At 62.6% G+C, this 13,619-nt stretch carries 11 protein-coding genes; 9 read left to right on the forward strand and 2 right to left on the reverse strand.

The window, feature by feature from the left end; translation table 11 throughout:
• Positions 1-138: 138 nt before the first annotated feature.
• The 4 genes from CWB41_RS11915 to CWB41_RS11930 all read left to right on the forward strand — a co-directional run bounded on the left by CWB41_RS11915 (position 139) and on the right by CWB41_RS11930 (position 4,723).
• Positions 139-2,289 carry a TonB-dependent receptor gene (locus CWB41_RS11915; protein ID WP_245411266.1) on the forward strand — a complete coding sequence of 717 codons (2,151 nt, stop codon included), beginning with the start codon at positions 139-141 and terminating at the stop codon, positions 2,287-2,289.
• A gap of 55 nt (positions 2,290-2,344) precedes the next feature.
• Complete coding sequence (locus tag CWB41_RS11920; protein ID WP_115836521.1) at positions 2,345-2,818, forward strand: gamma-glutamylcyclotransferase family protein; 474 nt, start codon at positions 2,345-2,347, stop codon at positions 2,816-2,818.
• Positions 2,819-2,832: 14 nt separating this feature from the next.
• Positions 2,833-3,678 carry a pantoate--beta-alanine ligase gene (gene panC / locus CWB41_RS11925; RefSeq protein WP_115836520.1) on the forward strand — a complete coding sequence of 282 codons (846 nt, stop codon included), beginning with the start codon at positions 2,833-2,835 and terminating at the stop codon, positions 3,676-3,678.
• Positions 3,679-3,820: 142 nt separating this feature from the next.
• The gene (locus CWB41_RS11930; RefSeq protein ID WP_115836519.1) at positions 3,821-4,723 is read left to right on the forward strand and encodes an ROK family protein; all 903 of its coding nucleotides are present in this window, start codon (positions 3,821-3,823) and stop codon (positions 4,721-4,723) included.
• Positions 4,724-4,733: 10 nt separating this feature from the next.
• Here the strand turns inward: CWB41_RS11930 and CWB41_RS11935 are convergent, their stop codons facing one another.
• Positions 4,734-5,597, reverse strand: a complete 864-nt coding sequence (locus CWB41_RS11935) for an EcsC family protein (RefSeq protein ID WP_115836518.1) — start codon at positions 5,595-5,597, stop codon at positions 4,734-4,736.
• 280 nt (positions 5,598-5,877) lie between these two features.
• On the opposite strand from CWB41_RS11935, the gene CWB41_RS11940 reads away from it, so the two are divergent.
• Positions 5,878-6,501, forward strand: coding sequence for a transglutaminase-like cysteine peptidase (locus CWB41_RS11940; protein WP_115836517.1), 624 nt, complete (start codon positions 5,878-5,880; stop codon positions 6,499-6,501).
• An 18-nt stretch (positions 6,502-6,519) separates the two neighbouring features.
• Here the strand turns inward: CWB41_RS11940 and CWB41_RS11945 are convergent, their stop codons facing one another.
• A complete protein-coding gene (locus tag CWB41_RS11945; protein ID WP_115836516.1) occupies positions 6,520-7,092 on the reverse strand; it encodes a DUF4337 family protein in 573 nt (190 codons plus the stop codon).
• Positions 7,093-7,289: 197 nt separating this feature from the next.
• Here CWB41_RS11945 and CWB41_RS11950 point away from each other — a divergent pair, with 197 nt between their 5' ends.
• From CWB41_RS11950 to CWB41_RS11965, 4 genes are all read left to right on the forward strand, one after another.
• Positions 7,290-8,000, forward strand: a complete 711-nt coding sequence (locus CWB41_RS11950; RefSeq protein WP_115836515.1) for a protein-L-isoaspartate O-methyltransferase family protein — start codon at positions 7,290-7,292, stop codon at positions 7,998-8,000.
• Between the two features lie 248 nt (positions 8,001-8,248).
• Positions 8,249-9,685, forward strand: coding sequence for a TolC family outer membrane protein (locus tag CWB41_RS11955; RefSeq protein ID WP_425373902.1), 1,437 nt, complete (start codon positions 8,249-8,251; stop codon positions 9,683-9,685).
• A 726-nt stretch (positions 9,686-10,411) separates the two neighbouring features.
• Positions 10,412-10,597, forward strand: a complete 186-nt coding sequence (locus CWB41_RS16575) for a PopZ family protein (protein WP_425373910.1) — start codon at positions 10,412-10,414, stop codon at positions 10,595-10,597.
• 202 nt (positions 10,598-10,799) lie between these two features.
• Positions 10,800-13,619, forward strand: a complete 2,820-nt coding sequence (locus CWB41_RS11965) for a valine--tRNA ligase (RefSeq protein ID WP_115836514.1) — start codon at positions 10,800-10,802, stop codon at positions 13,617-13,619.

Raw genomic sequence — 13,619 nt, forward strand, 5'->3', positions numbered from 1 at the left:
AGTACGGTTTTCAAGCGCGGTGGCAACGCCGCGCTTTTTTCATTGTGATCTCCAGGAGCAATGCGTGTCCCCCGATTGACAGTCTGCGCCGTAGAAATGTAATAATATAACATATACATTTCTGGGATCGGGGGTCTCGTGCGTCTATCGTCTTTGTTTCGGGTCGCGGCCGGGGCTGCGGCCCTTATCGCCGCGAATGGGGTCAAGGCCCAGCAGGCTCTGCCGCAAGTCAACGTGACAGCAGCGGGGGAAAACCAATCGCCGCTGGCGCCGAGCCATGAGGTGCTGGTCGAGACCCAGGCGCTCGACGCTGCACGGGCGAATATTTTCGCGCCTGTTGGCGCCAATGCCTATGAGATCGACGAGACGACGATCAACAACCTGCCGCAGGGGCAGGACACGCCACTCGAAAAAGTTCTGCTTCAGGCGCCGGGCGTCTCGCAGGATTCGGCGGCGAGCGGCGATCTGCACGTCCGCAACGAGCATGCAAATGTGCAATACCGGATCAATGACATTTTGCTGCCCGATGGTGTTTCCGGCTTCGGGCTGATGCTCGAGACACGTTTCATCAGTTCGCTGACGCTGCTCGATGGTGCGCTGCCTGCCCAGTATGGCCTGCACACCGCGGGCGTCGTCGATATCCAGACGCGCAGCGGCACGTATCAGCCGGGCGGCAGCCTGAGCGTTTATGGCGGCAGCCATGCGACGCTCACGCCGAGCTTTGATGATGGCGGCACGATCGGCAACACGCAATTCTATGTTGCCGGCCAATTGCTGACCGACAATGTCGGCATCGAAAATCCGACGCCCGATTACGACGCGATCCACGATTTGACCGCACAGGGCAAGTTCTTCGGCTATGTATCGACCCTTCTCGGTGACGGCGGACGGTTCAGCATCATCAGTGGCACGTCGGTCAGCTCGTATGAAATTCCCAATTCGCCGGGGCAGGCACCGGTCAACACGGTCAATGGCATCAGTGATTTCAACTCATCGCTGCTCAATGAAAATCAGGTGGAACGGAATTTCTACAATGTCGCCGCTTGGCAGAAGTCAGCCGGTCCGATCGACGCTCAGATCGCTTTTTTCTCGCGCTATTCGACGTTGCATTTCGTGCCCGATTCGCTCGGAGACATTATCTTCAACGGTGTCGCCTCGGATGTGCAGCGGAATAGCCTGCTCAACGGATTTCAGGGCGATGCGGGCTATCATCTCGGCCCGCACACCATCCGTTTCGGCTTCGAAGTGAGCGGCGAATCGACGGATTCGATCAATAATGATCTGGTTCTGCCGCTCGATACCGGCGGCAATCCGGAGAGCACGCTCGTCGGCAAATATGATGCTAGCAGCAAGCTCGGCTGGCTCGGCTCAATCTACGCGCAGGACGAATGGCGCATCACCGACCAACTGACTCTCAACGCCGGCCTGCGCTTCGATCAGATGGCTGCTTATGTCACGACCAATCAGTTGAGCCCGCGCGTCAGCCTCACGTACAAGCCTTTTGCCGGGACGACGTTCCATGCCGGCTATGCGCGCTATTTCACGCCGCCCGAGCAGGCGCTCGCTGCGCCGACCAATCTGGCGCTCTATGCCAACACGTCAGCGGCGCCGGGCGTGAATGAATCGAGCCCGGTGCGGCCGGAGCGCTCGGATTATTTCGATGCGGGCGTCGATCAGAAGCTGCTGCCCGGTCTCAGCGCCGGAGTCGATGCTTATTACAAGCGCGCGACCAATCTGCTCGACGACGGGCAGTTCGGCCAGGCTCTGGTGCTGACCGCCTTTAATTACGCGAAAGCCTACAATACCGGTGTCGAGTTGAAGGCGGATTACCAGATGGGCGATCTCTCAGCCTATGCCAATTTCGCCTGGGCGCGGCAGCGCGCGACGCAGGTGTCGTCGAACCAATATCTGTTCGATCCTGACGAACTCGCCTATATCTCGGATCACTACATCTATACGGATCACGCCCAGACGCTGACCGGCTCGGCCGGCATCTCCTACCTCTGGCAGGCGACAAAATTCAGCGCCGATCTCATCTATGGCAGCGGCCTGCGCAACGGCTTCGCCAATACCGGGACGGTGGCGCCCTATACGCAGGTCAATCTCGGCATCTCGCATGAGTTCCGATTGCCGGGCAATTCAGGCTTGGGGCCGCTGGAACTGCGCTTCGATGTCGTCAATCTGCTCGACAACATCTACGAGATCAGGGACGGCTCCGGCATCGGCGTCTTCGCGCCTCAATATGGGCCGCGGCGCGGATTCTTCGGTGCCCTCACGCAAAAATTCTGACAAGAGCGGCGACACTGATTATAGGGTCGGGACGCAGTTCTGACCCAGGTCCAACATGCCGCTCTACTTCGCCTATGGCGCGAACATGGACAGCGCCGCCATGCGCCTGCGGGCGCCCAATTCGCGGGCGCTCGGCCGGGCGCGGCTGGCGCGGCACAAGTTCTTCATCATGAAGTCGGGCTACGCCTCGGTGCGGCGCGATCCGCATGCGAATGTCGAAGGCGTGCTCTTTGATCTCGCGCTCTCGGATGTGCCGGCGCTCGATCGCTTCGAGGAGGTTGGCCGCGGCCTTTATACCAAGGCCGTCCAGCCCGTCCTGCGTGAGGGTGCGCAGCCGGTGCGTGCGCTCGTCTATATCGGCGCCGAGGCGGCCGAGGGTAAGCCGACCGCCGCTTATCTTGAGAGCATTCTCGCGGGAGCAAAGGGCGAAGGTCTGCGCGAAGATTATATTGCCTTTCTGGCGTCGTTCGGTGGCGCGGAGACGGGGCACGGCACGCGCTGGCGCGCCATTCGGGCCAAAGGTATCTGAGAAGGGCATCTGAATTGGGTATCGAGATCGCGCGCGATGTCGCGGCTTTGCGGAGAACCGTCGCGCGCTGGCGCGCGGAAGGCGCACGGATCGCTCTCGTGCCGACGATGGGCGCCCTGCACGAGGGCCATCTGTCGCTGGTGCAGGAGGCCGGGGCGCGCGCCGATCGCATCATCATGTCGATCTTCGTCAACCCGACGCAATTCGCGCCGACCGAGGACTTCGCCGCCTATCCGCGCAGCTTCGACAAGGATGTTGCGGCCTTCGCTGCGGCGGGAGGCGATCTGGTTTTCGCCCCGGAGGTTGCGGAGGTCTATCCGCCGGGCTTCGTCACCAAGGTGAGCCTTGGCGGACCTGCGACAGCAGGGCTCGAAGATAAATTCCGGCCGGATCATTTTGCCGGCGTCGCGACGATCGTCGCCAAACTGCTCATCATGGCCGCGCCCGACGTCGCGATTTTCGGCGAGAAGGATTATCAGCAGCTCGCCGTGATCCGCCGGATGGCGCGCGATCTCAACCTTGAAGCCGAGATTGTCGGCGCGCCGACCATCCGTGCCGCGGACGGCCTCGCGCTGTCTTCCCGGAATGTCTATCTCGGATTGAACGAGCGCGGCGCGGCGCCGCTGCTTCACGCTGCACTTGAGCGTTGCCGCGCGGCGATCCTGCGGGGTGTTCCGGTTGCGTCAGCCGTTGACAGTGCGCGGGACGCTCTGACCGAAGCCGGCTTTGCCGTGGATTATGTCGCGGCGCGGCACGCCGAGACGCTGGCGCCGGTCGCCGCGCGCGGCGAAAGCCCGATCCGTCTGCTTGTTGCAGCGCGGATCGGCACGACGCGGCTTATCGACAATATCGGCGTGTAGCGTCAAAAGGCGCACAAGCGCGCAGTAATACGTCCCCGCAACGACGGCCAAGCTTGCCTCCGCGCGAAGGCCGCTTCACACTTTTCCGGACGTAGCTTAGCGCCATATAAAGCAAACAAAATTTGGAATTCAGGGAGGAAAAATGCGGATCGGCGTCGATCTCGGCGGCACGAAAATCGAGGCGATCGCGCTCGCCGATGACGGCAGCGTTCGCGAACGCCGCCGCAAACCGACGCCTGCGGGCGATTATCAGGCGATCCTCGCGGCGATCCGCGATCTCGTTCTCAGCGTCGAAGCGGACCTCGGCGAGACGGCGAGTCTCGGCATCGCGACGCCCGGCTCGATCTCTCCGAAGACCGGCCTGTTGCGTAATTCCAATACGCTGGTGATGAACGGCAAGCCCTTCGTTGCCGACATCGGCAAGCTGCTCGGCCGGGAGATCCGCACGGAGAACGACGCCAATTGCCTCGCGCTGTCGGAGGCCATCGATGGCGCGGCGGCGGGGGCTGCGAGCGTCTTCGCCGTGATCCTCGGCACCGGCGTCGGCGGCGGTCTCGTCATCGACCGCAAGCTCGTCTCGGGCCGCAATATGATCGCTGGCGAATGGGGCCATATCCCGCTGCCGCTCAACGAGATCGAGCGGCGGCTGCCGCCGCGCGCCTGCTTCTGCGGTCAGCAGGATTGCGTCGAGACCTATCTCTGCGGTGGCGCCTTTTCGGCGGAATATCGCCAGCGCACCGGGAAAGAATTGAACGCAACCGACATTGCCGAAGCCGCGGCGAGAGGCGATGCGGCCGCGCAGGCGACGCTCGACATTTATGTGGACCGGCTGGCGCGGGCGCTGGCGGTGGTCATCAACATTGTCGATCCGGAGGCGATCGTCTTCGGCGGCGGCCTCTCGAAAATCCCGCAGCTTTACGACATGCTGCCGCCGCTGCTCGGGCGCTATGCCTTCTCCGATGTGATGATGACGCGCGTGCTGCAAGCCAAACACGGCGATTCGAGCGGCGTGCGCGGCGCCGCGTGGCTCTGGCCGAAGGATTAGTTCTTCAGGATTAGTTCTTGGCGTTCTTCTGCGCGAGGAGCCGGTCATATTCGGCGCGGACGAGCGTCTGGCCGTAGATCCGCTCGAGTCTGCGGACCGTGAAGTGGCCTTGTGCGACCGATTGGAAATGATCGATGAAGGCGAAGTTGATTGCGCCGCCGCCGGCCGCGCCGATCAGGGGCACCGCCTGCGCTGCGAGCTTGTCGGAGACGACGACGCCGAACCGCGCGGCGATCTGCCCGATCAGCCGGGCGACGACCGGCGCGCCCTCGTCGGTGACGCCGCGGTTGATCACGAAGCGCGCCGCCTCGCTCACCGATTTGGCGAGTATGCTGCGAACCGAAAAATAGCTGCTCTCCATGGCGAGTTGATCGTCTCTGGCGGCGCCGAGGGCGAAGACCTGAAGGCAGGCGAGCGCCGCTTCCGGCTGTGAAAGGTCTTCGCCGGAGGCGCGGGCGATGGCGGCGATCGAGCGCAGCATCACCATGATCGAAAAAGGCAGTTCGACCGGCAGCGTCGCAATGCCGAAGGCGCCACCAAGCGTGCCTGAAAGGGTTACGGCGGCTTTGTGGAGGCCGCGCTGATCGGTCAGCGCAGAGGGCCGCAGGGTTCGCAAGGTCGCGGTAAAGGCCGTGCGGATCGCGCCCTCGACCGCCCTGTCCACGATGGTCGTGACATTATGCGGGAGCATTCTGCCAAACCGTTCAATCTCGCTGCCAAAGGCGTTGGCGATGCGCACGGCGAAGCTCTTGTGCTCGAGCTGGTCCACTGCACGGGCGAGGGCTGCGGCATCCTCCGGGGAAAGCGACCCGGTTACGATCACGGGCGGCAGCGGGTTCGCGGCCGGGTCTCTGGGGTGTTCGGACAGGGACATGAATGATCCGGGAAGAGGGAGGCGCAGATTCAGCGCGCACGAAGCATGAAAGGAATATGAGGCCGGCAGCGGGGTCCGCCAAGGCCGGTGACCGCCCGCGTGTGTGTTTTCCCTCTCTCGAAATGATCGATAAAATTGAATGTAATTCTCTAACTAACTGGTTTCGCTAGATTTTATTAGAATACGAAAAAGCCGTTTCGATAAAATTCGAATGAATTGCTTACGCCGCCCGCAAACGCCCGCGCTCATCGTTTCGTGACGAAAGGCGGGGGATTTCAGCATGTTCGGTGTTTTGGCGGGGCGCGCCGGCGCGCTGGCGCTTATGGTTCTGGCGGGCGTTTTCACCGCGCGGGCGGCCGAGGCGCCGGTGCTCAAGGCGAGCTATGCGGCCACCGGCGTTGTCAGCAGCGTGCCCTATGGCTGGGTCGATTTCTGCCGCCGGTATGCCGGCGAGTGCGACCACGGCCAATTGCCGCCGCGTGAGATCACGCTTTCGGCCGCGGCTTTCAAGGCGATCGATCGCATCAATAAATGGGTCAACAAGACGATTGTGCCGATCACCGACTGGGATCACTGGCAGGTCGTCGACCAATGGGATTATCCGCTGGACGGGAAGGGGGATTGCGAGGATTTCGCCCTGTTCAAGCGCCGGCTTCTGATCGAACTCGGCTTTCCCCGCCAGGCGCTGCTGATGACCGTGGTGAAGGATACGCGCGACGAAGGTCATGCGATCCTGACGGTGAAGACCGACCACGGAGAATTCGTGCTCGACAATCTCAGCGATCAGATCAAGCCGTGGAACGCGACGCCCTATCATTTCGTCAAACGGCAGTCGCAGACGGACGAGAATGTCTGGCTGCAGATTGGTCCGCCGACCACCGAACCGGCTATCGTCTCGCGCTGAGCTTTTGAAGACCGGCGCTTAGATATACGCAAAGGCCGCGCTGAACGAGCCCAATACGCCGAGGCCGAGCGCCACATACCACGGCCAGCGCGCGCCCTGGCGGATGATCGAGAGTGTCGCGATCGCGATGGAAATGTGGAGCAGGGTCACCGCGACCGTCAAGATCTTGTGGCGGCGTTCGTGCTTTTCGCTGGAGCGCAGGCTCTGCTCCGTCAGGTCTTCCTGCGTCTTGGCCGCCAGGCTGATCGATTCCTGGTCTTCTTCGTTGCGTTTGGCCTGCGCCTTGAAATTATCCGCATTGGCACCCGGACCGGCGAGAACCGCGGCGACGTCGTAGAGGTTCTTCTTGAGGCTTTTGGCCTGGTAAAAGCCCCAACTGTCCGTCGCCTTGTCCTGGAACAGCGTGGCCTGGCTCTTCGCGTCGATGGTGGCGGCGGTCTCGATAGTCTCAAGGCTGCCGATGAATGCGGCAATCACCGCCAAAATCGCGATTGTGACGGCGACGAGCGCCAAAAACGGGTTGCCCGAATGAGCGGCATGTTCGGCATGTTCGGCCTGCTCAAAATGTTCAGTCGGCTCAACGTCGGACATTCGTCCCCCACCATAATTTGTTCGCCGGCGAAGCGGCGGTGCTGACGGAATCGTCAACGTGTTGCATCTTGGCCCTGGCTTTGCAACGCCCCGACCGGCCTCGCCGCGCCGTGCCGCAAGCAGCATGGACAAGGCGCGCAGGCGGTCCTATAAGCCGCGCCGATGCTGCGCGGCGGCAAAGCTCGGGATTGCGACAGATGGCACTTGAAGCTGACGGGTCGGAGGCGGCTTTCACGGCCCTGCGCCTCACCATGGTGGAATGCCAGATCCGGACTTTCGCCGTCACCGACCGCGCCGTCATCGCTCAGTTTCTTGCCGTGCCGCGCGAAAAATTCGTCCCGGCGGCGGTTCGCGATCTTGCCTATTCGGATACCGCGCTCAAGATCGCCGACGACCACGCGGGCGAGCCCGAGCGCCGGCTGCTGCCGCCTTTGATCCTCGCCCGGCTCATCCAAGCGGCCGAAATCAAGCCGGGTGATCGTGTTCTCGATGTCGCGCCCGGCACCGGCTATTCCACGGCGATCCTGGCGGGTTTGGCGCAGAGCGTCACCGCGCTCGAATCCGATCCCGGCCTGCAAGCTGCCGCAAAAGCCAATCTCGCCGCCGCGGACCTCGGCGCAATTGCGGTGTTCGGCGGTCCGCTGCGCGAAGGGGTAGCGTCCGCCGCGCCTTTCGACATCATCTTCGTCAATGGCGCGGTCGAGGACCATCTCGACACATTGTTCGCGCAATTGAGCGATGGCGGCCGGCTCCTCACGCTTTCGCGAGTTGAGAATTCTGTGGACAGGCTCGCATGCCGCGCGACCGCCTTCGAGAAGAATTCCGGCGAGATCAGTACGCGCCCGCTGTTCGATGCTTCGGCGCCGCTTCTCCCAGACTTCCGCAAGGACCCGGCCTTCATTTTTTGAGGGCCGCGTTCCGCCTTCACTAACCGTACCCGAATGTGTCGCATTTTTGCGGCACCCCCTCACTTTCTGCCGTCGCAGGCTTGGCGCTGGGCTGGGGAGGGGCTTAATACCAATACATTGCGGGCTTCGGACTTTGGAGTCGTGCGCGGTCTGACGCCAGTCACCAAACTGGCGCCACGCTGTTGCACCGATGCAATGTGGAGTTTCCAGGTTTGAACAATAGCGGGTGTCGGATCGGCAGGCGTGTCTTGAATCTTCAAGCGCGCGGCCTCGCTCTTCGCGCGGGCGCGCTCGTGCCGGCGTTTGCGCTTGCTTCTGTCGCAATGACCGCCTTTCCGGGCTTCGACAGCGCGCGCGCCGAATCCATGTCGGGCGCGCTGGTGCGCGCCTATGGCGGCAATCCCGATCTCAATCAGCAGCGCGCCGGTGTGCGCGCGCAGGACGAGGGTGTTCCGCGTGCCGCCTCGGCTTATCGGCCGACCGTCTCGGCGACGGGTCAATATGGCTTCAGCTACCTCAATTCACGAGAGCCGGGCTCGGCGCTCGGTATCTCCGGCGGGTTCGGGTATAAAGCCGCGACCGATGAGGGCGTTCTCGGCATAACGGCGACCGAGACGATCTTCAACGGCAACCGCAACTTCAACAGCGTGCGTCAGGCCGAAACCAACGTGCTCGGGGCGCGCGAAACGCTGCGCAACACGGAACAGAACGTGCTGCAGAATGGTGCGACCGCCTATATGGACGTGCTGCGCGATACGGCCATTCTCGATCTGCGCAAGAACAACATCATCGTTCTCGAAGAGCAATTGCGCCAGACCCGCGACCGCTTCAATGTCGGCGAAGTGACTCGTACCGACGTCGCGCAGGCGGCTTCGAGCCTCGCCTCCGCGCGCTCGGACTATTTCACTGCGCAGGCCAATCTTGAAACGAGCATCGCCAATTATCATCAGGTGATCGGTGTCGATCCGGCTCATCTTGAGCCGGCGCGTTCGGTCGAAAGCCTGCTGCCGTACACGCTGGGGCAGGCGATCAGTGTCGCGATTGCCCAGCATCCGGAAGTGCAGGCGGCGCTGCATCAGGTCGATGCCGCGGAATTGCAGGTGAAACTCGTCGAGGGCGAGTTGATGCCGACGGTGTCGGTCGTCGGCCAGGTCGCGCAGAATTACAATTATTCGGGCGAGACGGGCTTCAGGCTGTTCAATGGCACTATCCTCGGCGAGGTTTCGGTGCCGATCTATACCGGTGGCGAAGTCGATGCCCACGTCCGCCAGGAAAAGGAATTGCTTGCGCAGGCGGAGCTGCAGGCCGATCTGCAGCGCACGGAGGTGCGCGCTTCGGTGGTCTCCAACTGGGGCCTGCTCGATACAGCGAAGGCGGTGATCGTCTCGGATCAGGCGGCGGTGAAAGCGGCCGAGATTGCGCTTGAAGGCGTGCGCGAGGAAGCGCGCGTCGGCCAGCGCACCACGCTCGACGTCCTCAACGCGCAGCAAACCTTGCTGAATGCGCGGGTGAGTCTCGTCTCGGCGCAGCGCGATCGGGTCGTCGCCTCTTACGCGACCTTGGCGGCAGTCGGTGAATTGTCCGCCGACACGCTCGGGCTTGATGTCGTCCGTTACGATCCGACGGTTCACTTCGATCAGGTGAAAGACAAGTGGATCGGCTTGCGGACGCCGGACGGGCGCTGAATTCTGTGCGCCCGTGCCGCGGAATATGCGGCGCTCTCCAAATAGCCCCTATCGAAAATCAGCGACTTGCGGTCTAATTGAGTCGAAATTGATTTGGGGCGCAGCCCGCGCGTAAGGCATCGGCGATTGCCTTCGGGGCTTGCCCCATCCGGAGCAGAGAGCGTCACCCGAATGAATGCGCCCAACGCCCTTTCGCAAGACAAGACCAGCGCCGAGCGAAAGGCCTACGAGCCATCGATGGAGGAAATTCTCGCTTCGATCCGGCGGATCATTGCGGACGATCAGGTTTTGCCGCATTCAGCGCCGGAACTGGCGCCTGCGGCCCCGGTCGTACCTGCGTCAGCCGTAGAACCGGCTGAGGCAATCGCCGAGCCGGTTGCCTTACAGTCGCCTGAAGGCGACGACGCTGAAGTCGACGGCTGGACAGACGTTCCGGCGGCCATTCCGCCACGGCCGAGCCGGCTGGCGCAGGCGGAGCCTGTCGCCGCGCCGTCGCGCAGCGGCTTCGATTTCGTCCCCGGGCGAGATTTCCGGCCGCTGCCGCCACGCGCCCCGGCGCCGGAAAGACCGGCTTTTGTCCGTGAGCCCGCCGCGGCGCGTCCGGCGCAGGAACCGCCCGCCGATCTGCGGCGCGAGGCGGCGCGCCGGATCACGACCGCGCCCCGTCCGCAACAGCCAGTCCCCGCCGCCGCGGAGGAGGCCCTCGTTTCGCCGGCGACGGATGCAATGGTTTCACATGCTTTCAACACGTTGATCGCGAGCCGATTCCTCCAATCGAACGACGCGATGGGCGAAATGGTGCGCGACATGCTGCGGCCCATGCTCAAGGCTTGGCTGGATGACAATCTGCCGATCCTGGTCGAACGCCTCGTACGCGCCGAGATCGAGCGCGTCGCGCGCGGCGGCCGCTGAGCCGAGGCTTTCTTCACCCGCGTTGACTTCACGGCGCCGCTTGGGCTTTTAGGCGACCGAGGCGCATGTTCCGGGAAAGCTGCACGGCTTTTCCGCGGAAAGTGCCCTAACTTATTGAATTGGAGCTTCTTACGTTCGGAGAATCGCCTCCGGGCGCAAGCGGCGCGTTTCGGCGTCTGGCGCCGAGAGATTTGGTTTGTGGATGATGGACAAGACATTCGACCCGCAACAGGTGGAACAGCGGATTTCGGCGCTGTGGGACGAGGCGGGGGCGTTCCGCGCCGGCCGGCCGGAACGTGCCGGCGCCGAGACGTTCAGCATCGTCATTCCGCCGCCGAATGTCACCGGCTCGCTGCACATGGGCCATGCGCTCAACAACACGCTGCAGGACATTCTCTGCCGCTTCGAGCGTATGCGCGGCAAGGACGTGCTCTGGCAGCCGGGGACGGATCATGCCGGCATCGCGACGCAGATGGTCGTCGAGCGGCAATTGCTGGAGCGCCAGCAACCGGGGCGGCGCGAACTCGGCCGCGAGAAATTCCTCGAGGAGGTCTGGCGCTGGAAAGAGGAATCCGGGGGCGCCATCGTCAATCAGCTAAAGCGCCTTGGCGCCTCCTGCGACTGGTCGCGCGAGCGCTTCACGATGGACGAGGGCCTGTCGAAGGCGGTGGTGAAGGTCTTCGTGCAGCTTTATCGCGAAGGGCTGATCTACAAGGACAAGCGGCTCGTCAATTGGGACCCGAAACTCCTCACCGCCATCTCCGACCTCGAAGTCGTGCAGAAGGAGGAGAAGGGCAGCCTCTGGCATTTGCGCTATCCGCTCGCGGACAAGGACTTCAATCCCGACGATCCGTCGACGTACATCGTCGTCGCGACGACAAGGCCGGAGACGATGCTGGGTGACACCGCCGTTGCCGTGCATCCCGATGACGAACGCTACACGCATCTGGTTGGTAAGAACGTGCGGCTGCCGCTTGTCGGCCGGCTGATCCCCATTGTCGCGGACACGTATTCCGATCCTGAAAAAGGCACCGGCGCGGTGAAGATCACCTCGGCGCATGACTTCAACGATTTCGAGGTCGGCAAGCGGCACGGGCTACGGCTTATCAACGTGCTCGATGCAGAAGCGAATATCTGGTTGAGGGATAATTCTGCGTTTCTTGCCGATGTGCCTGAATCAGACGAGCTTGTCGGCACGATCATTCAACTGGACAAGAAATCTCGTGAAGCGGCCCGTAAAATCGTCGTCGAACTGATGGACGCGCGAGGCCTGCTCGATAAGATCGAGCCGACGCAACATGCCGTGCCGCACGGCGACCGCTCCGGCGCGGTGCTTGAGCCGCGCTTGACCGATCAATGGTATGTCGATGCGAAAGTGCTGGCTGAGCCGGCGCTTGCCGCCGTTCGTGAGGGCAAGACCAAATTCATTCCCGAAAATTGGTCGAAGACCTATTTCCAATGGCTCGACAATATCCAGCCCTGGTGCATCTCGCGTCAGCTTTGGTGGGGTCATCAAATCCCGGCGTGGTATGGGCCTGACGGCGCGATCTTCGTCGCCACTTCCAAGGAAGAGGCCTGTCAGCAGGCGCGTGAATTTTATCGTGTGTCGGAATTGCCGGATGGCACGCCCGGCTTTCCAAATTTGGAGCTGGTCGTCAGTGGCGATCTTGCGGCGCTCGGGCCGGAGGACGCTTACGATAATAGTCAGATAACGGAGATGATGATCCGTCGCGACGAGGACGTTCTCGACACCTGGTTCTCCTCCGCGCTCTGGCCGTTCTCGACGCTCGGCTGGCCGGACGAGACGCCGGAACTGAAACGCTTTTATCCGACCAATGCGCTTGTCACCGGCTTCGACATCATCTTCTTCTGGGTCGCGCGGATGATGATGATGGGCCTGCACTTCATGCAGGATGTGCCGTTCGCCGATGTCTATATCCACGCCCTCGTCCGCGACGAGAAGGGCGCCAAGATGTCGAAGTCGAAGGGCAACGTCATCGACCCGCTGGGCCTCATCGACGAATATGGCGCCGATGCTCTGCGCTTCACGCTCGCGGCGATGGCGGCGCAGGGCCGCGACATCAAGCTCTCGACGCAGCGCGTCGAAGGCTATCGCAATTTCGCGACCAAGCTCTGGAACGCGGCCCGCTTCGCCGAGATCAACGGCTGTGCGCGCGATGCGGCTTTCGATCCGCGCGACACACGGATCACGCTCAACCAGTGGATCGTCAGCGAGGCGGCGAAGGCAATTTCCGAAGTGACCGTGGCGATCGAAGCCTATCGTTTCAACGATGCAGCGAATGCCGCCTATCGTTTCGTCTGGAATATTTTCTGCGACTGGTATCTGGAGCTTGCCAAGCCTTTGCTGCAGGGCGCGGACGAAACCGCGAAAGCCGAGACGCAGGCGACGACCGCCTTCGTGCTCGACCAGGCGGTGAAGCTGCTGCATCCCTTCATGCCGTTCATCACCGAGGAATTGTGGGCGAACGCGCCGCGCGAGAGCGTGCTGGCGCTGGCGCCCTGGCCGGTGCTCGAAGGCATCGGCTTTCCGGCAGCCGAGGCCGAGATCGGCTTCGTCGTCGAGCTGATTTCGGAAATCCGCTCCGTCCGTTCGGAGATGAACGTGCCGGCCGGCGCGCAGGTGCCGCTCGTGCTAGTCGGCGCGGATTCGTCCGTGCAGGCGCGCGTCGAGACCTGGGCCGAGATCATCAAGCGACTGGCGCGGCTTTCCGACATTTCCTTCGCCGTAGAGGCGCCGGGGCAATCCGCCCAGTTGATCGCGCGCGGCACGCTTGGCGCGCTGCCGCTCGAAGGCATCATCGATTTCGCGGCGGAAAAGGTGCGGCTCGCCAAAGAGATCGAGAAGCTGCAAGGCGAGGCGAAGAAGATCGAGGCCAAGCTCGGCAATGCCGATTTCGTCGCCCGCGCGCCCGAAGATGTGGTGGAAGAAAATCGCGAGCGTCTGGCGGATGCTCACTCCCGCGCGACGAAACTCGGCGCGGCGCTGAAAAGGCTGGGGTAG

The sequence above is a fragment of the Methylovirgula ligni genome (genome assembly GCF_004135935.1).
GTDB lineage: Bacteria > Pseudomonadota > Alphaproteobacteria > Rhizobiales > Beijerinckiaceae > Methylovirgula > Methylovirgula ligni.

Bases quoted from the DNA above. Each gene is read 5' to 3' on its own strand.
- CWB41_RS11920 (WP_115836521.1), top strand. From the start codon at position 2,345: ATGCCGCTCTACTTCGCCTATGGCGCGAACATGGACAGCGCCGCCATG.
- CWB41_RS11950 (WP_115836515.1), top strand. From the start codon at position 7,290: ATGGCACTTGAAGCTGACGGGTCGGAGGCGGCTTTCACGGCCCTGCGC.
- CWB41_RS11935 (WP_115836518.1), bottom strand. From the start codon at position 5,597: ATGTCCCTGTCCGAACACCCCAGAGACCCGGCCGCGAACCCGCTGCCG.
- CWB41_RS11930 (WP_115836519.1), top strand. From the start codon at position 3,821: ATGCGGATCGGCGTCGATCTCGGCGGCACGAAAATCGAGGCGATCGCG.
- CWB41_RS11940 (WP_115836517.1), top strand. From the start codon at position 5,878: ATGTTCGGTGTTTTGGCGGGGCGCGCCGGCGCGCTGGCGCTTATGGTT.
- CWB41_RS11945 (WP_115836516.1), bottom strand. From the start codon at position 7,092: ATGTCCGACGTTGAGCCGACTGAACATTTTGAGCAGGCCGAACATGCC.
- CWB41_RS11965 (WP_115836514.1), top strand. From the start codon at position 10,800: ATGATGGACAAGACATTCGACCCGCAACAGGTGGAACAGCGGATTTCG.
- CWB41_RS16575 (WP_425373910.1), top strand. From the start codon at position 10,412: ATGGTTTCACATGCTTTCAACACGTTGATCGCGAGCCGATTCCTCCAA.